This is a genomic window from Streptomyces sp. NPDC041796 (assembly GCF_055590785.1).
This window is the reverse complement of sequence record NZ_JBVJAH010000002.1, coordinates 464,743-482,793: the sequence shown is the minus strand read 5'-3', so window position 1 is coordinate 482,793 and position 18,051 is coordinate 464,743. Positions and strand designations below refer to the sequence as shown.

Annotated in this window: 17 protein-coding genes and 1 pseudogene; 6 read left to right on the top strand and 12 right to left on the bottom strand. The window is 72.4% G+C overall.

The annotated features are described in order from the left end of the window. The first annotated feature begins 15 nt into the window (after window positions 1–15). The 3 genes and pseudogenes from ACZ6C1_RS05605 (at window position 16) to ACZ6C1_RS05595 (ending at window position 2,267) form a co-directional block, all read left to right on the top strand. Window positions 16–429 carry an SRPBCC family protein gene (locus tag ACZ6C1_RS05605; protein WP_469237949.1) on the top strand — a complete coding sequence of 138 codons (414 nt, stop codon included), beginning with the start codon at window positions 16–18 and terminating at the stop codon, window positions 427–429. Between the two features lie 6 nt (window positions 430–435). Continuing rightward, a pseudogene (locus ACZ6C1_RS05600) lies at window positions 436–746 on the top strand (hypothetical protein). 54 nt (window positions 747–800) lie between these two features. Further along, on the top strand, window positions 801–2,267 hold the full coding sequence (locus tag ACZ6C1_RS05595; protein ID WP_469237947.1) for an aminotransferase class I/II-fold pyridoxal phosphate-dependent enzyme: 1,467 nt from the start codon (window positions 801–803) through the stop codon (window positions 2,265–2,267). 1 nt (window position 2,268) lies between these two features. On the opposite strand, the gene ACZ6C1_RS05590 is transcribed toward ACZ6C1_RS05595, so the two are convergent. Continuing rightward, window positions 2,269–3,462, bottom strand: a complete 1,194-nt coding sequence (locus ACZ6C1_RS05590) for an amidohydrolase (RefSeq protein ID WP_469237945.1) — start codon at window positions 3,460–3,462, stop codon at window positions 2,269–2,271. Window positions 3,463–3,555: 93 nt separating this feature from the next. Beyond that, the gene (locus tag ACZ6C1_RS05585) at window positions 3,556–4,794 is read right to left on the bottom strand and encodes an FUSC family protein (protein WP_469238191.1); all 1,239 of its coding nucleotides are present in this window, start codon (window positions 4,792–4,794) and stop codon (window positions 3,556–3,558) included. A gap of 126 nt (window positions 4,795–4,920) precedes the next feature. Here ACZ6C1_RS05585 and ACZ6C1_RS05580 point away from each other — a divergent pair, with 126 nt between their 5' ends. Beyond that, a complete protein-coding gene (locus ACZ6C1_RS05580) occupies window positions 4,921–5,730 on the top strand; it encodes an SDR family oxidoreductase (protein WP_469237944.1) in 810 nt (269 codons plus the stop codon). A 52-nt stretch (window positions 5,731–5,782) separates the two neighbouring features. Here the strand turns inward: ACZ6C1_RS05580 and ACZ6C1_RS05575 are convergent, their stop codons facing one another. The 5 genes from ACZ6C1_RS05575 to ACZ6C1_RS05555 all read right to left on the bottom strand — a co-directional run bounded on the left by ACZ6C1_RS05575 (window position 5,783) and on the right by ACZ6C1_RS05555 (window position 10,944). Next, complete coding sequence (locus ACZ6C1_RS05575; protein ID WP_469237942.1) at window positions 5,783–7,441, bottom strand: catalase; 1,659 nt, start codon at window positions 7,439–7,441, stop codon at window positions 5,783–5,785. 90 nt (window positions 7,442–7,531) lie between these two features. Further along, the gene (locus ACZ6C1_RS05570; protein ID WP_469237940.1) at window positions 7,532–8,335 is read right to left on the bottom strand and encodes a metallophosphoesterase family protein; all 804 of its coding nucleotides are present in this window, start codon (window positions 8,333–8,335) and stop codon (window positions 7,532–7,534) included. Next, the gene (locus ACZ6C1_RS05565; protein WP_469237938.1) at window positions 8,332–8,586 is read right to left on the bottom strand and encodes a hypothetical protein; all 255 of its coding nucleotides are present in this window, start codon (window positions 8,584–8,586) and stop codon (window positions 8,332–8,334) included. The genes ACZ6C1_RS05570 and ACZ6C1_RS05565 overlap by 4 nt, the downstream gene beginning before the upstream one ends. Then, complete coding sequence (locus ACZ6C1_RS05560) at window positions 8,583–9,194, bottom strand: nucleotidyltransferase family protein (protein ID WP_469238189.1); 612 nt, start codon at window positions 9,192–9,194, stop codon at window positions 8,583–8,585. The genes ACZ6C1_RS05565 and ACZ6C1_RS05560 overlap by 4 nt, the downstream gene beginning before the upstream one ends. 253 nt (window positions 9,195–9,447) lie before the next feature. Beyond that, complete coding sequence (locus tag ACZ6C1_RS05555; protein ID WP_469237936.1) at window positions 9,448–10,944, bottom strand: collagen-binding domain-containing protein; 1,497 nt, start codon at window positions 10,942–10,944, stop codon at window positions 9,448–9,450. 135 nt (window positions 10,945–11,079) lie between these two features. Between ACZ6C1_RS05555 and ACZ6C1_RS05550 the strand changes: the two genes are divergently transcribed. After that, the gene (locus ACZ6C1_RS05550) at window positions 11,080–13,020 is read left to right on the top strand and encodes an ATP-binding cassette domain-containing protein (RefSeq protein ID WP_469237934.1); all 1,941 of its coding nucleotides are present in this window, start codon (window positions 11,080–11,082) and stop codon (window positions 13,018–13,020) included. 1 nt (window position 13,021) lies between these two features. Here ACZ6C1_RS05550 and ACZ6C1_RS05545 read toward each other — a convergent pair whose 3' ends face one another. Beyond that, on the bottom strand, window positions 13,022–13,867 hold the full coding sequence (locus ACZ6C1_RS05545; protein ID WP_469237933.1) for a GNAT family N-acetyltransferase: 846 nt from the start codon (window positions 13,865–13,867) through the stop codon (window positions 13,022–13,024). Window positions 13,868–13,915: 48 nt separating this feature from the next. Here ACZ6C1_RS05545 and ACZ6C1_RS05540 point away from each other — a divergent pair, with 48 nt between their 5' ends. Then, window positions 13,916–14,536: a DUF6629 family protein gene (locus ACZ6C1_RS05540; protein WP_469237931.1), complete on the top strand. Its 621-nt coding sequence runs from the start codon at window positions 13,916–13,918 to the stop codon at window positions 14,534–14,536. Here ACZ6C1_RS05540 and ACZ6C1_RS05535 read toward each other — a convergent pair. The 4 genes from ACZ6C1_RS05535 to ACZ6C1_RS05520 form a co-directional block, all read right to left on the bottom strand. Beyond that, the gene (locus tag ACZ6C1_RS05535) at window positions 14,533–15,315 is read right to left on the bottom strand and encodes an amino acid ABC transporter ATP-binding protein (RefSeq protein WP_469237929.1); all 783 of its coding nucleotides are present in this window, start codon (window positions 15,313–15,315) and stop codon (window positions 14,533–14,535) included. The two genes, ACZ6C1_RS05540 and ACZ6C1_RS05535, sit on opposite strands and share 4 nt — an antisense overlap. 8 nt (window positions 15,316–15,323) lie before the next feature. After that, entirely contained in the window at window positions 15,324–16,124 is an 801-nt protein-coding gene (locus ACZ6C1_RS05530; RefSeq protein WP_469237927.1) for an amino acid ABC transporter permease, read from the bottom strand. Continuing rightward, complete coding sequence (locus ACZ6C1_RS05525) at window positions 16,121–16,969, bottom strand: ABC transporter substrate-binding protein (protein WP_469237925.1); 849 nt, start codon at window positions 16,967–16,969, stop codon at window positions 16,121–16,123. The genes ACZ6C1_RS05530 and ACZ6C1_RS05525 overlap by 4 nt, the downstream gene beginning before the upstream one ends. A 581-nt stretch (window positions 16,970–17,550) precedes the next feature. After that, a complete protein-coding gene (locus tag ACZ6C1_RS05520; RefSeq protein ID WP_469237923.1) occupies window positions 17,551–18,051 on the bottom strand; it encodes a GNAT family N-acetyltransferase in 501 nt (166 codons plus the stop codon).

Here is an 18,051-nt window from a genome sequence, read left to right as displayed (position 1 = left end):
AGGAACGGTGGAGCGATGACCGAGTACGAGCGTTCCCGCACCATGCCGGCGCTGCCCGAGCACGTCTTCGACCAGGCCGCCAACGTCGACCAGCTCGACAACTGGCTGCCCGAGGCCCTGCACGTGCACCCCGACGAGCTGCCCGCCGTCACCGTGCACGAGGACCGCACCGACGAGGACACCTCCGCGCTGCTGCGCGCCGAGAAGGACCAGATGCGCCTCGAATGGGGCACCCGGGAGCAGGGCAGTTACGCCGGATGGCTCCAGGTCGCCGGTATCGGCAGCGGGGCCAGTGAGGTGACCGTCCACCTCTCGTTCTTCGACGAGAGCCACGACCCGGGTGACAAGCCGGTGAACGACGCTCTCGACCGGAGCCTCGAACGCCTGGAGGACCAGGTGCGCATGCGCGTCGACAACGCCGCCGGCTGACCGCCCGTGCCCCCGGCGAAGCGCTACGCGGTCGCCGCCTCCGGCCAGTGGACGGACCAGGAGGAGGGGCGCCGACGGCTGCCCGCCGGGGAGGTCCACGCGGGGGAACCCGGCATGAACCAGACCGTCTGCGGCCTCTCCCTCAGCCGGTCGCAGCTCGCCCGCTTCCCGCACGTCGTCTGGCAGGACGTCCTCCCCGAGTCCGGCGGCGCCGCCGACCGCGTCCGGCGTGTGTCTGCCCGCGCTGCGCCTCCGTCGCGGGCAGACGGGGCGCGGACGCCCGCCCCCGATGGCAGCGCGTCAACCCCCGGCCGTGACCCCGCCGGTGATCGGCCCCGTTTTTGTCCCGGTTCGCAGGGCACTGGGGTGCCATGGACCATTCACAGGCACCCGTGCTCGACGCGCTCGCCGCGTACCACTCCGAGAACCAGACGCCCTTCACCCCGCCCGGCCACAAACAGGGCCGCGGCGCCGACCCGCGCGTACGCGCCGTACTCGGAGACGCCGTCTTCCGCTCGGACGTCCTCGCCACCAGCGGGCTGGACGACCGGACCTCCTCCCACGGCGTCCTCGCCAAGGCCCAGGAGCTGATGGCCGACGCCGTCGGGGCCGAGCACACGTTCTTCTCGACCTGCGGCAGCTCCCTGTCGGTCAAGGCCGCGATGCTGTCGGTCGCCGGACCGCACGAGAAGCTCCTGGTCGGACGTGACGCCCACAAGTCGGTGGTGTCCGGTCTCGTCCTCGCCGGGATCGTCCCCATCTGGGTGGACCCCCAGTGGGACCCCGACCGCCACCTCGCCCACCCGCCGTCCGCCGAGGCGTTCCGCGCCGCCTTCGCCGAGCACCCGGACGCCCGGGGCGCCCTGGTCACGACCCCGACGCCGTACGGCACCTGCTCGGACCTGCCCGCCATCGCCGAGACGTGTCACGAGCACGGCGTACCGCTCATCGTCGACGAGGCGTGGGGCGCCCATCTGCCGTTCCACCCGGACCTGCCCACCTGGGCCATGGACGCCGGTGCCGACGTCTGCGTCACCTCCGTCCACAAGATGGGCTCCGGCCTCGAACAGGGCTCCGTCTTCCACCTCCAGGGCGACCTGATCGAACCGGAGGTCCTCAAGAACCGCGAGGACCTGCTGGGCACCACGAGCCCCTCCGTGCTCGTCTACGCCGCCCTCGACGGCTGGCGCCGCCAGATGGTCCAGCACGGCCACGCCCTCTACGACGACGCGCTGGCCCTGGCCAAGACGGTCCGGGCGCGGATCGCCGAGATCGACGGCCTCCACGTCCACGGGCGCGACGACTTCTGCGGCCCCGGCCGCGCGGCCGACCTCGATCCGCTCCAGGTCATCGTCGACATCACGGCCCTCGACACCACCGGCTACCGGGTCGCCGACTGGATCCGCGAACACCACCGCATCAACCTGCACCTGTCCGACCACCGCCGCAGCAGCGCCCAGCTCACCCACGCCGACGACGAACGCAGCGCCCACACCCTGCTCACCGCCCTGCGCGACGTCGCCGACCACGCCGACGAACTGCGCCCCGCACCGCGAGTGGAGGTGCCCGACCCGGCCGAGCTGCGCCTGGAGCAGGTCATGCTGCCGCGCGACGCCTTCTTCGGACGCGTCGAGCAGGTGCCGTGGGACAAGGCCGTCGGCCGCGTCAGCGCCGAGATGCTCACCCCCTACCCGCCCGGCATCCCCGCCGCGCTGCCCGGCGAGAAGCTCAACTCGGCGGTCCTGCACTACCTCCGCAGCGGCGTCGAGGCGGGCATGGTCGTCCCGGACGCCGCCGACACCGAGGTCAAGACGGTACGGGTGAGCGTGGAGGACTGACTCACAGACCCGCCGCCGCCTTCTCCCGGAGGCACGCCCACGCCCGCTCGGACACGTCCGTACGCAGCAGCACGTCGGCCGCCGTACAGGCGAGCGCCTCCGCCGCCGCGAGCATCACCCGGCGCCCGCGCGGCCCCGCCGCCGCCTCGGCGAATTCCGGTGTGTGGTCCGACGCCTCCGGCCCCATGATCGCGACGAACGGATGGATCGCCGGCACCCTCGTGCTCACATTGCCGATGTCGGACGACCCCAGGTACACGCCGGGCACGGGCTCCGACAGCGGGATGCCCGCCCGGCCCAGGTGGTGGGCGAACAGCCCCGACAGCACGTCGTTGTCCCGGAAGTGCTCGTACCGCCCGCCGACGCCGGTCACCTCCACCCGCGTACGGGTGGCCAGTGCCACGCCCTGCGCGCACGAGTGGAGCTCCTCCACGAGCTCCTCCAGCGCGGCCGTGGTCGCGCCGCGCAGCCCGAACATGCCCTCCGCGTACTCCGGGACGATGTTGGTGGCCCGCCCGCCGTCCGTGATGATGCCCTGGACGTGCGAGCCGGACGGCAGCCGGCGGTCCAGCACCCCCAGCGTGTTGAACAGCTGGATCAGCGCACCGAGCGCGTCGATGCCCTCCGTGGGGTTGCCGGTCGGATGCGCGGCCCGCCCGTGGAACGCCACCCGGATCTGCGCGCTGGCCGTCAGCGGGGCCCGCGCCCAGCTATAGACGCCCGGGTGGAACATCAGCGCCGCGTCGACCCCGTCGAACAGCCCCGACTCCACCTCCACGACCTTCCCCCCGCCGCGCTCCTCCGCGGGCGTACCGACCGCCAGCAACGACCCCGCCACCCCGCCGAGCGCGCCCCGCACCGCGAGCGCCGCGCCCAGCCCGGCCCCGGCGATCAGATTGTGGCCGCACGCGTGCCCCAGCAGCGGCAGCGCGTCGTACTCCATCAGCAGCGCCACGCACGGCCCGTCGCCGCTGCCCGTCCGGCCGGTGAACGCGGTCGGCAGGCCCGCCACCCCGCGCTCCACCGCGAACCCCTCCCGTTCGAGCTCGCCCGCCAGCAGCCGCGCGGCCTCCCGCTCCTCGAACGCCGTCTCCGGCGCGCGGTGCAACGCGAGGCTCACGTCCCACAGCCGCTCGGCGCGCGCGGCGACCTCCTCCCTGATCCGGTCGTACACGGGCTCCGGGATCTGCGACACGTGGGGCCTCCTTCGTCGGTCGGCGGACACTCGCACGTGTTCCACGCCCCCGGCGCCCGATGCGTACGGACACGTGCGGACAGGTGACGGGGCTCAGGTCTCCACGGCCGGACGCCGCTCGGTGCCGCCCTCACCGCGCAGCCGACGGCGCAGCGCCGCCAGCCGCGGGTGCCGCTCGCTCAATTCGGCCGAGCGGCGGTCCAGCTCCTGCATGAGACGCTCGCTGCGCTTGTCGAGGTCCAGCTCGTCGAGGATCCGGTCGATCTCGGCGAGCAGCGCGCCGTGGAGCTGCCACTGCCGGGGGTGCTCCTGCACGTCCTCCAGCAGCATGTGGGCGACCCGGTCGCGAGTGACGCGGCTCGCGGCCAGGGCGGCGGTCAGCCGGTCCTCGGCCTCCTCGGCGTTGGCGGCCACCTGGGTCGTGATCAGCAGGGCGAAGCTCTCGATGGCGTCGGCCATCTGTCCGAACAACTGCTTGAGGCCGGCCGACACGTCCTCGGGGAACAGCGACTCCTCCGTACGGAACTTCGCCAGGTCGGTCAGGCTCCGGGTCAGCACCCGGAGCACCACCGCGCAGATCTCCAGGGTGTCCAGCCCCGTACGCAGCACCACCCGGGACAGCAGCCCCTCCCGTACGCGCGGGTTCATCCGCAGGCTCTCCTCCGCCTGCCGCAGGGACGCGTCGACCTCCACGATGTCGTGGTCCAGCCGCCGCGCCTCGTGCAACCGGGCCGCCGCGTGCGGGAACGGGATGTGCCCCTCGGCGATCTCCGCGCCCATGGTGCGGAACATCCTGCCCATGCCACGTGCCAGTCCGTCGATGGACGCCCCGGCCGACTGCGTCCACACCGGGGGCGCGAACAGCAGGTTGAACAGCAGGCCCACCCCGGCGCCGATCAGCGTCTCCAGCACCCGGTGCCAGGCCGCCGACGTGGCCTGGGAGACGCCGAGGACCAGCATCGCGCTGATCGCCACCTCGGGGACGAACTCGTCCACCCGCACGTAACGGCCGATGATCAGCGAGGTGAAGATCGTCAAACCGAGGCTCCACCAGGTCAGCCCGACCAGGGCGGTGAAGCCGATGGCGATGAGCACCCCGACGACGACCGAGTTGACGCGCCGGATACCGGTGGTGAGCGTCGCGTAGAGGGTGACCTGGACGACCAGTAGCGCGGTCAGCGGGGCAGTCAGGGGAGCGGGTTGCGCGGGCAGGACCATCAGGGCGACGACGAAGGAGATGACGGCGGCGGCCGTGGAACGCAGCGTCTGCGCCGCGACGGGTTCGGTGGTCCGCCGCACCAGTTTGATCACGGGTGCTGATACGTCCGGCATCCCATTCACGTGCCCGATCATGAGCAACTCACCACACTCCAGTCCCAGGAACCCCTCGGACGCCGTTTTGCCTCACCCGTCACGTGGTACCGCCAAAGTTCCGATTCCCCTCGCCGAGGAGGCACGATGAACCCGCCCGTGAACCGCGGGACCCCCGCCGCCGTCGTCACCGGCTCCGACTCCGGCATCGGCCGCGCCACCGCCGTCCGGCTCGCCGCCCAGGGCATGGACGTCGGCATCACGTGGCACACCGACGAGGACGGCGCCCGTCGCACCGCCGAGGAGGTACGCGGCCACGGGCGCCGCGCCGCCGTCGCACACCTGGACCTGACACGGCTGCCGGAGGCCGCCGGTGTGGTCGACGAGCTGGCCGGCGAACTCGGCCGCCTCGACGTCCTGGTCAACAACGCCGGCACCGGCACCGCCACGCCGTTCCTGGACCTGACGTACGACACCGTGCGGGACGTGCTCGACGTCGACCTGATCGGGCCGTTCCTCTGCTCACAGGTGGCCGCCCGGCGCATGATCGAGCAGGGCGACGGCGGGCGGATCGTCAACGTGACGTCCGTGCACGAGCACCAGCCGCGCGTCGGAGCGGCACCCTACTGCGCGGCCAAGGGCGGACTCGGGCTGCTCACCCAGGTCATGGCGCTGGAGCTGGCCGAGTACGGGATCACCGTCAACGCCGTCGCGCCCGGTGAGATCGCCACCCCCATGACCGGCCAGGAGGACGAGGACGTGCGGAAGCAGCCCCGGCCGGGTGTGCCGCTGGGGCGGCCGGGCGACGCCCGTGAGGTCGCGTCGGTCATCGCCTTCCTGGCGGGCGAGGACGCCTCGTACGTCACCGGGGCCTCCTGGGTGGTGGACGGGGGCATGCTCCGGATGGGCCCGCAGGCCGGATCCCACCTCCCGAGCGACACCTGGCGCCGCCCGTGAGCACATGACAGGGCCCCGCCCGGGTGGGCGGGGCCCTGTCACGCGTACGGCGTCAGCGGGTCACGACGTGCCGCTCGTTGGGGACGCAGTGCGTCATCGTCAGCCCCTCGACGTCCCGGGGCGGGTTCTCCCCGAGGTTGGCCAGCCGCTTGCGGTCCTCCTCGGTGAGGTCCTGGCTCGCCAGGGGTTCGAGGTGCGCCACGTCCTGCGGGCTGATGCCGAGGCCCTCGCCCACGCGGAGGCCCAGGTCGTTCTCGACCAGCAGGAAGTGCCACACCATCCGCTCCTGCACCGGCCGGTCGCACTGCCCCAGCAGGGTGACGAAGTTGTGCACCAGGTCGTCCCGCTCCCACTGCTCCATCAGCAGGTAGCGCTGCCCGGCCTGCATGTAGTCGTTGGTCCGCGGGATCCGCTTGCGGGTGAGCCTGCCCCGGACCTCCGGGCCCTGCTCGTCGTGCGTGGGGTACTGGCCCTCACGCAGCCCGCCGCGGATGGACGGCTCGTAGTTGACGTCCGGGTTCTCGCCGTGGCCGTCCTGTCGGTACGTCATGAACCCGTCGCGCTGGTTGGTCCGCACGTCCGCGTTCTTGGCCTGGTTGACCGGAAGCTGGAGGTAGTTCGGGCCGACCCGGTAGCGCTGGGTGTCGCTGTACGAGAAGGTCCGGCCGACCAGCATCTTGTCGTCCGAGAAGTCCAGGCCGTCCACCAGCACACCCGTGCCGAAGGAGATCTGCTCGTTCTCGGCGAAGAAGTTCTCCGGCATCCGGTCGAGCACCATCCTGCCGACCGGCTTCGGCGGGAAGTCCTGCTCCGGCCAGGTCTTGGTGTCGTCCAGCGGGTCGAAGTCCAGCTCCGGGTGGTCGTGGTCCTCCATCATCTGGACCAGCAGCTCCCACTCCGGGCAGTCGCCGCGCCCGACCGCCTCGTACAGGTCCTTGGTGGCGTGGCCGAGGCCCTGGGCCTGCACATTGGCCGCGTCCTCCTCGGTCATGCTGCGCACGCCCTGCTTGGGCATCCAGTGGTACTTGACCAGGACGGTGTTGCCCTCGGCGTTCACCCACTTGTACGTGTTGACGCCGAACCCCTGCATGTGGCGGTAGTCGGCCGGGATGCCCCGCGGGCTGAACAGGTTGACCAGCATGTGCATCGACTCCGGCGTCTGCGACATGAAGTCGAAGATCCGGCGCGGCTGCTGCTCGAAGGTGACCGGGTTCGGTTTGAGGGAGTGGATCACGTCGGGGAACTTGATCGCGTCCCGGATGAAGAAGACGCCCAGGTTGTTCCCGACGAGGTCCCAGTTGCCGTCCTCGGTGTAGAACTTCACGGCGAAGCCGCGCGGGTCGCGCGCCGCCTCGGAGGAGTCACGGCCGCCGATCACGGTGGAGAACCGCACGGCCAGGTCGGTGCGCTTGCCGCGCTCCTGGAAGATCTTGGCGCGGGTGTAGCGGCTGATCGGTTCGTCGCCCCAGGTGCCGTACGCCTCGAAGTAGCCGTACGCGGTCACCCCGCGGGCGTGGACGACCCGCTCGGGGATGCGCTCCCGGTCGAAGTGGCTGATCTTCTCCAGGAACTGGTAGTTCTCCAGCGTCGCCGGGCCCCGGGCCCCGACCGTGCGCTGGTTCTGGTTGTCGTAGACAGGGTGGCCCTGCCGGTTGGTGAGTACCTTCCGGTCGTCGCCGGGGGCGGGACCCTGGCTCGAAACGTCCGTCACGATCCTCGGCTCCTCTGCTGTTTTGTCCGTATGGGTCCTACTGCACCCTATGTGTCGCAGTATGCCCCGTTACCCGCCTGCCGGGGTCCTCTAACCGCCGATCCCCGCCCGGTGGGCCGCCGCGCCGGCCCCCGCCGTCACCCCGCCGTCGCCCACCGCGGCGCTCCCGGCGTGCACGGCCAGGTGGTAGACCGCGAAGGCCCGGCCGATCACCGGCTGGGCCACATTGCGCACCCGCACCCCGTCGCTGGTCATGCCGTGCTCGGTGCCCATGTGCGCGTGGCCGTGCACGGCGAGGTCGGCGCCGCCCTCGTCGACCGCCTCGGCCAGCAGATAGCTGCCCAGGAACGGATAGATCTCCAGCGGCTCGCCCGCGAGGGTGTCGGGCACCGGCGAGTAGTGCGTCAGCGCGATCCGCACGGCGCAGTCCGCCTCGCGCAGCATGGTCAGGGACTTCCGCAGTCCTTCCGCGCACCGCCGGGTGTAGCGGATGAAGTCCTTCATCTCCGGCTCGCCGAACTCACCGCCGCTGCGCCCGGCGAAACCGCCGCCGAACCCCTTCGTCCCGGCGACGCCCACACGTACGCCACCGAGGTTCAGCACCGTGCCCTCGCCCTCCAGGACGGTCACCCCCGCCCGGTCGAGCGCCGCCGTCACCTCCGCCTCCTGGTCGCTCTGGTAGTCGTGGTTGCCCAGGACGGCGACCACGGGCACCCCCAGCCCGGTCACCTCCCCGGCCACCACCTCGCCCTCCTCGGCCGTACCGTGCCGGGTCAGGTCGCCCGCCAGCAGCAGCAGGTCCGCCTGCTCGTGGAGCTTCTCGAAGGCCGGCCGCAAGGTGCCCGTGCTCCCCGGGCCCAGATGGATGTCACCGACCGCTGCGACTCGGATCACGACAGCTCCTCGGGGTGGTCGGGGGCGTCCGCGCAGACGACGACCAGGTCCTCGCGCAGCGGGAGCCCGGCCAGTTCCTCCTGGGCGATCCGCAGGATTTCGGCCCGGCAGTCCGCGCTGGCGACGGTGCCGTACAGCATCACGCTCGTACCGCGCTGCTCGATCCTGATGCCGAGTTCGGCGATGTCCTCGCTCGCCAGCCGGTCCCGCAGATGGGCGATGCGGTACTCGGCGGTGTCGGCGGCGCTCATGGCGTTGCCTCCCGTGGTTGCCGGGGTTCGATGACGTTCAGGCGCTCCAGCAGGTACAGGAACGCCTCGGGCATCGGAGAGCCCTCGTTCTCCCGGCGCAGCAGATCCCAGTCGATCTTCTCCCGCAGCGTGCGGGCGATCGGCAGGACGGCACCGAAGTCACAGTGGTGCTCCGAGAAGGCGGCCAGCAGGCTGCCCACCAGGTCGGTCGGTGCCAGCACCGGCATCCGCACCGAATCCACCGGCAGCGTGTGGGCCCGGTCCAGCAGCTCGCGCGTCACCGGGTGCCGCGCCAGCTCGAAGATGAGGTCGATCTCCTCGCCGTGGCTCCTCGCCTTGATCAGCCAGTCCTCGGGCGGTACCCGTACCTGGATGCCGGCGGCCTCCAGATCGTGGGCGATCGCCTCCGCGTCCTCGCGCAGGATGGCGAAGTCGGTGTCGTGCTGGAGGCTCTGCGGCACCCCGTGCGCGTACGCGGCCACACTGCCGGCCAGGGCGAACGGGTGACCCGCGCTCTTGAGCAGCGCGGCGACCTGTTTGGTCGCCTCCAGGATGGCCTGGGTGCGGTCCGGAGGATGGCTGCCGCCCGGGCCGCCCGGGGCGCCCACGGGTGCGCCGACGAGCGTGCCGCCGGGCTCGCCCTCCACAGCTCTGCCGCCGGCCAGCCGCAGTCCGGACTGTCCGGTCGTGCCGGTCGCACCGGTCGGCTCGGCCGGGCCGGGCGGCCCACCGGGCTGGGTGGCGTCTTGCGAGTGGTTCCTCACGGGTGCTCAGCCCTCCTCGTCGGCCTGCGGGAGGCGGTTCGGGTACCCGGGGCTTTGCCTTTTATGGCTCGGTTCGCCTCCGGGGCGCCCACGTGGGTCAGTCGCCCCCGTTCCGGCGTTTGCGGTGGGACGCCCTGGTCAGGGCGGCCCCGGTGGCCACGAGCAGGGCGGCACCGGCCCCCAGGAGCCAGACCTTCGGGCGGGAGCCGCTGTCCGCCATCTCCTCGAGCGCCTCACCGGCCGGACCGGGGGAGAGGACGGGCTCCGAGGGTTCGGCGCCGGGTTCGGTGGAGGGCTGCGAGGGTTCGGCGCCGGGTTCGGTGGAGGGCTCCGCGGGAGGCTCGGTCGGGGGCCGGGCGTCCGTGACGGTTTCCGGGGCGGTGGGCCGGGGTTCCGGTTCCTCCGGTGCCCGGTCCGGCTGCGGCTCCGCTGCGCGCGCCGAGTCCGGCTCGGCCACCGGCTCGGGCCTCGCGGGCGGCTCCGCCTCCGCCTCCGGCAGCGGCTGTCGCTCCGGGCCGGGCGCGCGGGGACGTGACGGCGGCGGTCCGTCGCCGCACGACAGGGCAGCGGCGAAGGCGGCGCCGCGGATGCCGCCCGCGTGGGGCGCCGCCTTCAGCGCGCGGACCACGATGTCGCCCTCGATGTCCGCGGGGCTCCGGTCCGTCAGCTCCGCGCGCGGCGCGTAGACGGATCCCCTCAGCGTGTCGCCCGCCGTGAGGGCGAGGTCCGTGGCGTCGGCGAAGGTCCACAGGATGTACGGGGACTCCTCGCCCCCGACGCCCGTCAGCGCCGGCGTACGCCAGGACAGCTCGCCGCCCTCGGCCGTCGTGTCGACCACGATCACAAGGGGCCGTTCGGCCGTGGGCCGGTTCTCGAAGGCCAGCCCCCGGATGCCGGTCAGCTCCCTGCCGGTCAGCCGCAGCACGTTGGTGCGGTCGTCGGCGAGCCTGATCCGTACCGTGGCGCCGGGGGCGAGCGGGTCGAGGGGTGCCACGGTGGCCCGGCAACGGGCCAGGGCGTCGGCGCGCTGCCGGTGGCCGGTGAACAGCGCGCCGAAGTCGACGAGGCCCCGGGCGGGCCCCACCGACGCGGGCGGCTGGGCGGTGGTCAGCTCCACGCGCGGTGTCGTGCCGTAGCCCGCGCCGGCCCCGACCAGCCGGGTCTTGACCGGCTCGCCGTCCATGCCGGTGGCCCGCGTGGCGCTCCCGGACAGGTCGCCGACCTTGACGTAGCGGTCACCGGTGACCCGCAGGACCCCGTCCGCCGCGCTGCCGGCGAAGTCGACGGTGCCGTCCACCAGGAGCGCGGTGGGCCGGGCGTCGCCGGGTGCCACGAATCCGCCGGTGCCGCGCGGAGCGACGGTGTACCGCGACCCGAAGGACAGGTCGCCGCCCACGGCGACGGCGGTCTCGGCCCTTGTTCCGGCCAGCAGGGCGCCGTGCCGCGTCAGGACGCCGAAGCCGCGGTTCTCGGCCATCGGGTTGCCCGTCACGGCGGGTGCCTCGTGGGCCGCCGCCGTCGGCACGGCGTGGGGGCCCACCGCGCACAGCCCGCACAGCAGCGCCGGGATCACGGCCAGTCCAGTTGTTCGCATAGCCGAGAAAATAGGATCATCCGGCTTATGGGGGTTGCGACGCGCCCGCCCCACAAGGTGACGTTTCACCCGGTCGGCGGAGGGGGAGCGGTTGCTGCGACGTCAATGGCGCCGCGGCGGCCGGGGGTGGGAACCATGCGTGGGAAGAAGATGTTCCGACGAGCCTGGAGAACCGAACCGCCCGTCTCCGACAGCGAACGGGAACTCTTCGGCGGAGCGCTGCGCTACGACTCGGGCTGGGTCACCCACGAGTACGCCATGCTCGACCTGAAGCCCCTGGCCGCCGTACGCGCCCTGCCCCACCTCGTCGCCGGCACCCTGAGGATCGCCTGGGAATCCGACCGGCGCGCCCTGCTCACCGTCGGCGTCGCCGAGATCGGGCAGGGCCTCGCCCAGGCCGGGGGCCTGCTGCTGACGAACCAGGTCCTCCACGCCCTCTTCGCCACCGGCACCACCACCGAACGCCTCCGCGCCGCCCTGCCCGCCCTGATCGCGGCAGGCGTCCTCGCCGTCGTCAACGCGGTGCTCGCCTCCCTGTCCACCGCCGGTACCGGCCGCCTGGAGCCCAAGGTCGAACGGCTCGCCACCGAGAAGTACCTCCACCGCGCCGCCGGAGTGGAACTCGAGGCCATCGAGGACGGGGCCTTCCGCAAGCTCCTGGACTCCGCCCAGTTCGGAGCCGTCGCCGCCCGGAACATGATCGGCGCCTGCGTGGGCGCCCTCAACGGTGTCTTCACCATCGTGGCAGCGGCCGGCGTCCTCACCGTGCTCCATCCGGCGCTCCTGCCGTTGCTGGTGCTGATCGCCCTGCCCCGCGGCTGGGGAGCCATGCATGTGGCGCAGCGCCGCTACGCCTCCCGTATGAACTGGATCGAGCACGAACGGGCGGCCCGCCTGGTCAACACCCTCATCACCGCCCGCGAATCGGCCCAGGAGGTCCGCGTCCACCAGGTCGGCCGCTACCTCCTCGACAGGTTCCACGACATGGCCGAGACCTCCGAGGCCGAGCAGACCCGCCTGGCCGACGGACGCGCGGTCACCGAGCTCTTCGCCGCCGCGCTCTCCGGCGCCGCCGCCCTCCTCACCTACGCCGCCCTCGGCGCCCTGCTGGTCACCGGCCGCATGGACATCGCCATGGCCGGCACCGCCGCCCTCGCCGTACGCACCGGCTCGGCCAGCCTCAGCGCCCTGATCACCCACATCAACACCCTGCACGAGGAGTCCCTGTACGTCCGCGACCTCGACCGCTTCACAGCGGCTGCCGAGGCACGGGCGATCCCGGCCGGCGGCACCCCGGTCCCCGACTTCCCCGAGAAGATCACCTTCGAGAACGTCACCTTCCGCTACCCCGACCGCGAGGAACCCGCGCTGCGCGGTGTGTCCCTGACCATCGCCGCCGGCTCGGTCGTCGCCCTGGTCGGCGCCAACGGATCGGGCAAGTCCACGCTCGTCAAGATCCTCGCCGGTCTCCACCAGCCGGTCGACGGCCGTGTCCTGTGGGGCGACACCGACCTCGCCGACGCCGACCGGCTGGACGTCTTCCGCCATGTCGCCGTCCTCGACCAGGACTTCCAGCGCTGGCCGTTCACCCTCCACACCAATATCCGTATCGGGCAGCCCGACGCACCCCCGGGCGCGGGCCGTGTGGAGCGTGCCGCCGCCCACTCCGGCGCCGACCGGCTCGGCACCACCCTGCCGCGCGGTTACGACACCCTGCTCGCCCGCCAGTTCCGGCACGGCTCCGAACTCTCCGGCGGCCAGTGGCAGACCGTCGGCCAGGCCCGCCTGCGCTACCGCGAGGCGCTGCTCGTGATCGCCGACGAGCCCACCTCCGCCCTGGACCCCGAGGCGGAGATCGACTCCTTCCGGCGCATCCGCGCCCTCACCGGCGAGGGCAGGACCGTGGTGCTCGTCAGCCACCGCATGGCCGGGATCCAGTCCGCCGACGTCATCCACGTCCTCCATGAGGGCGCACTCGTCGAATCCGGCTCCCACCAGGAGCTGATGGACCGGCCCGACTCCCGCTACCGGCGCATGTACCTGCTCCAGGCCGACCAGTACGGCCCGCGTTCCTGACTCACCCCAGCTCCAGGGTGGTGACCCCGAAGACCCGCTCCCGGGCGAACGGACGGACCGGACCGGTGTACATCCGCGCCGTCAGGAACGACGGCTCCAGTCCGCGCGCCTCGGCGATCCGAACCGCCGCCGGATTCGACTCCGGTACGTCCACGGCGATCCGGTCCGCCCCGAACCCGTCCACGAGCGCGTCCAGCAGTGCCTCCGCGTCCCCCGGCGAGTCTGCGAACAGCGGACCGACCCGGGCACCCTCGTGCGCCGGGCGGATCACCCCGTACCCCGTCACCCGCCCGTCGACGACCCTCGCCAGCGCCCGGTGCCCGGGCGCGCCCAGCCACCGCTCCAGGAACCGGTGCCGCTCGGCCGGGTAGCAGCCGCCGTCGTACGCGGCGAGCGCGGCCGTCCCCACCTCGGCGGCGGGCACCACACCCCCGCGCGCCGGGCCCGGGCGGACCGTACCCGTGAAGCGTGCCGTGCGGTGCTCCAGGACGAACCCCGAGCGGCGGTAGTTGTCCTGCTGCGCCGGCACGCCGTCGAGCCCGACCGTGCGGCCCCCGGCGTGCGCCAGCGCCGCGTTCCAGGTGGCCAGACCGTGCCCGCGGCCGCGCCGGTCCGGACGGACCAGGTAGAAGCCCAGGAAGGCGTACGTGTCGCCGTAGTTGACGACCGAGATGGCCGAGACGGGTTCGCGCTCGCCGTCGAGCCTGCCGAGGAAGAACCCGTCGGGGTCCTGCGCGAAGAAGCTCGGCACGTCCCCGAGGCCCGGGTTCCAGCCCTCCGCCTCGGCCCATTCCCGGACCAGTGACCATTCCTCCGGCGTGGCTCGCGACACCTGAAGCGTGGACAAGGGATCTCCTCCCGGCCGTCGTGGCGTTGCCCCCGTACGCTACCCACCATGTGCTGGAGCGCGACGGCCGATCTGGCGGCGGGGACCGTCATCGCCGCGGTCGGCGCCGTATGCGTGGCACGCGCCCGTGACGTACGCGAACTCCCCCTCGCGGCACTGCCGTTGCTGCTGGGCGCCCACCAGATCGTCGAGTCGGCTGTCTGGGGCTCCGGCGGGGGCGGCGGCCCCGCGACGCTCGCCTGGGCCGTCATCGCGCTGCCGCTGTTGCCGCTCTGGGTGCCGCTCGGCGTGGTGCTCGTCACCCCTCCGGTCCACCGCGCCCGCCTCGCCGTCCCGGCCGCCGCCGGGATCGTGACGGCCGCCGCGCTCGCGTACTGCCTCGCCACCCGGCAGGTGACCGCCCACATCCGTGGCCGCACCATCGGCTACGTCCTCGACCTGCCGTACGCCCCGTTCCTCGTCGCCGGCTACCTCCTGGCCACGGTCGGCGCCCTGCTCCTCGCGGCCGACCGGCACCTGCGGCTGCTCGGGGCGGTGATCGCGGCCGGGGCGGCGCTGTGCGTGGTGCTGTGGCGCACCGAGTTCGTCTCCACCTGGTGCGCCTTCGCCGCCGTGGCCTCGCTCCTGCTGCTCGCCAGGACCCGGCGGACCGCCCGGGGCTCGCCCTAGGCCCTGCCGTCCTCCGGCCCGGGCGGTTCCGCGGCGGCCGGGTCCAGGATCCGGGTCAGGAAGTGCCGCGTACGCTCGTGCTGCGGGTCACCCACGACCCGGGCGGCCGGGCCCTCCTCCACGATCCGGCCCTCGTCCATGAACACCACCCGGTCGGCCACCTCCCGGGCGAAGCTCATCTCGTGGGTGACGACCATCATCGTCATGCCCTCCGCCGCCAGCATCCGCATCACGGCCAGCACGTCGCCGACGAGCTCGGGGTCGAGTGCCGACGTCGGCTCGTCGAACAGCATCACCTCCGGACCCATGGCCAGCGCCCGCGCGATCGCCACCCGCTGCTGCTGCCCGCCCGACAACTGCGCCGGATAGGCGTCCGCCTTGTCCGCCAGCCCGACGCGCTCCAGGTTCTCCCGGGCCACCTTCGCCGCGTGCTCCTTGGAACGCCCCAGCACCCGCCGCTGCGGCAGCGTGAGGTTCTCGGTCACCGTCACGTGGGGGAAGAGGTTGAACTGCTGGAACACCATCCCGATCCGGCGGCGTACGGCGTCGATGTCGACGTCCAGGTCCGTGACCTCCGTACCGCCCACGAACACCTGGCCCCTGGTCGGCTCCTCCAGCAGGTTCACACAGCGCAGCAGCGTCGACTTGCCGGAGCCCGAAGGCCCGATGACGCACACCACCTCGCCGGTGGCGACGGCCAGGTCGATGCCCCGCAGGACCTCGTTGTCGCCGAAGGACTTGTGCAGGCCCCGGATCTCGATCTCGTTCGGTGTCGGCATCGGTGTCCTCACTTGGCCCTGGCGGCACGGGCCTCGAGGCGGCGCACCACGAAGCTCAGCGGAATGGTCACCAGCAGGTAGCACAGACCGGCGACGAGGATGGGCGTGGAGTTGGCGGTCTGACTGGCCAGGTCCCGGCCGAACTTGGTCAGTTCGCGCTCGTCCAGGGTCACCCCGAGGAACAGCACCAGCGAGGAGTCCTTGAACAGCAGCACCAGTTCATTGGTCAGCGGCGGGATGATGATCCGGTACGCCTGAGGCAGGATCACCGACACCATCGCCCGGGCGTGCGAGAAGCCCAGCGAACGCGCCGCCTCCATCTGGCCCTTCGGCACCGCCTGGATGCCCGCCCGAATCGTTTCCGCCATGTACGCCGCGGCCACCAGCCCGAGGCCGAGGGCGACCTTGCCGTACGTGCCACCGGGGATCTCCGTACCGGGGAACGCCAGCGGTACGGCCACCCCGACGAAGATGAAGATCAGCAGCGCGGGCAGACCGCGGAAGATCTCGATGTAGACGCTCGCGGCCCACCGGTAGGGCGCCACCGACGACAGCCGCATCAGGGCGACGACCAGGCCCAGGACGAGCCCGAAGGCGAACCCGGAGACGGTGTACACCACCGTGTTGCGCAGCGCGGTGGTGATGATCTCCGGGAAGAGCCGCTCCGCCAGGTCCGCCTGCGCGAACTGGTTCTGCAGACGGTCCCAGTCGGCCAGGACCGCGATCACGACGACGACGGCGACGAAGACCGCGTACTGGACGCCCTGGGAAATCCGCCGCCGTTGACGCCTCGTCAGCCGTGAGGTCACGACTGGCCCTTGGGCAGGGGACCGATCCACTGCTCGTAGATCTTGTTGTACGTGCCGTCGGCCTTGGCGTCGGTGATGGCCTTGTCGATCGCGGCGCGCAGCTTGTCGTTGCCCTTCTTCACCGAGAAGCCGTACTGCTCGCCGGTCTCGATGTTCTGCCCGAGGGCGAAGGCGTCGGCGTTGGCCTTGTCCTTCAGCCAGCCCTGCACGACCGGGTAGTCGATGACGACGGCGTCGACCTGGCCGGTGCGCAGCCCGTTGAGGACCGCGTCGGAGCTCTCGAACGCCACCGGGTCGAAGCCCTGGCTCTTGGCATAGCTCTCGCCGGTGGTCTCCGCCTGGGCACCGAGCTTCAGCTTCTTCTCCTTGACCTCGGCGAGGGTGGTCACGCCGCTCTTCTTGCTCGCCAGCAGGGCCTGCGTGGCGTCGAAGTAGGGCACGGAGAAGTCGACGTTCTTCTTGCGGTCCGCGGTGATCGTCATCCCGGCGGCGGCCAGGTCGCACTCGCCGGAGTTGAGGAACGCGCCGGTCTTGAAGTTCTCGAACGGCGTGTCGAGGATCTTCTGGTCGACCTGGAGGTTCTTCGCCACCAGGTCGACCAGCGCCACGTCGAATCCGACGATCTCGCCGTCCTGTTCGAACTGGAAGGGCGGATACGGCAGATGGGTGCACGTCGTCAGCTTGCCCTTCTCGACCACGGGCACCCCGCCCGCCGCCTCGCCGGGCCCCTCGTCGCCGTTACCGCACCCGGTGGCGACCAGCAACAGCCCGGCCGCCGCGGCGCCGGCGGTGAAGACGGTACGGGTGCGGTGGGCGCTTCGCTTGCCGCCGGCAGTCCTCGTCACGGTTGACCTCCATGGGCGCGTGGGCGGCCTTCGGGCGGCGCCGGGGTGACGCCGGGTAACGCAGCCGCCGGGCGTGATCGTATGACACGGAGCGCGCGCCGTCGCGGAGATCGGCCATGCGGTTACCGGGCCCGGACCCGCCCGGCGGGACCCGTGTCCCGGGCCTGGGGGCAGGTCAGGGGCGGCGAGAGGGCCGTGGCCTCAGGCGGACGGGACAGCGGGCGCCCGACGGTTCGGCCTGGACCGCCGCGGGGAGCCCGTTGTCACCGTCGGCCCGGCCCGAGGTCGCGGGGCCGCACCGAACGGGGCGCGGGCGCCGATCACCTCAGCAGCCGCACGCTCAGCGTTTCCCTGACCGTTCGACCCGACCCGTTGCCCCGGCAGTCGGCCGTCCCGGAGGTGACTCTGTACAGGCTCACCGCCGAGGCCCTCAACAACGCGGTACGGCCACCAGCAGCACGCCGGGGTGCGCCTGTGGTCCTCCCCGGGGAGGCGCCCCCGGGTCCGGACCCACCCGGTCGGGCGCGTCCGGGGCAGTGACGGGATCCCTGTCCCATGCGCGGGCGAGGCCCCCCACGCCCTCACGCGCCGATCCTCCTGCGGAAGCACACGCGGTCCTGCCCCGGCCCGTCGTAGTCGCGGTGCACGGGCAGGCCCTCGACCTCGTGGTCGCTCCCCACCGGGGCGAACCCCAGCGCCCGGTGGAAGGCGATCGCCCCGGTGTTCCCCGGAGACGTCACCGCCCGCACCTCCCGGCACCCGGCCTCGGCGGCCCGCTCGAAGAACGCCATGTACAGGCCGCGGGCCAGACCTCGCCCCCGGAGCACGGGGTCGACCGCCACGAAGTGGACGTGGGCGTCCTCATCGTTGTCGGCGGAATGGAGACCCACCAGGAACGCCTTGACCCCCGTACTGTCCTCCGCGACCAGGCTCGTGCCCGCGAAGCACTGGAGGAACATCCTCGGCAGCAGCAGGGACGGCTCCCGGGCCTTGGAGCGTGTCCGCGTCTCGCCCCACCACCTGTGCGCACAATCGACCAGCGTGCGGTGGTCGGACACGCGCGCCCGGCGCAGCATCGGCAT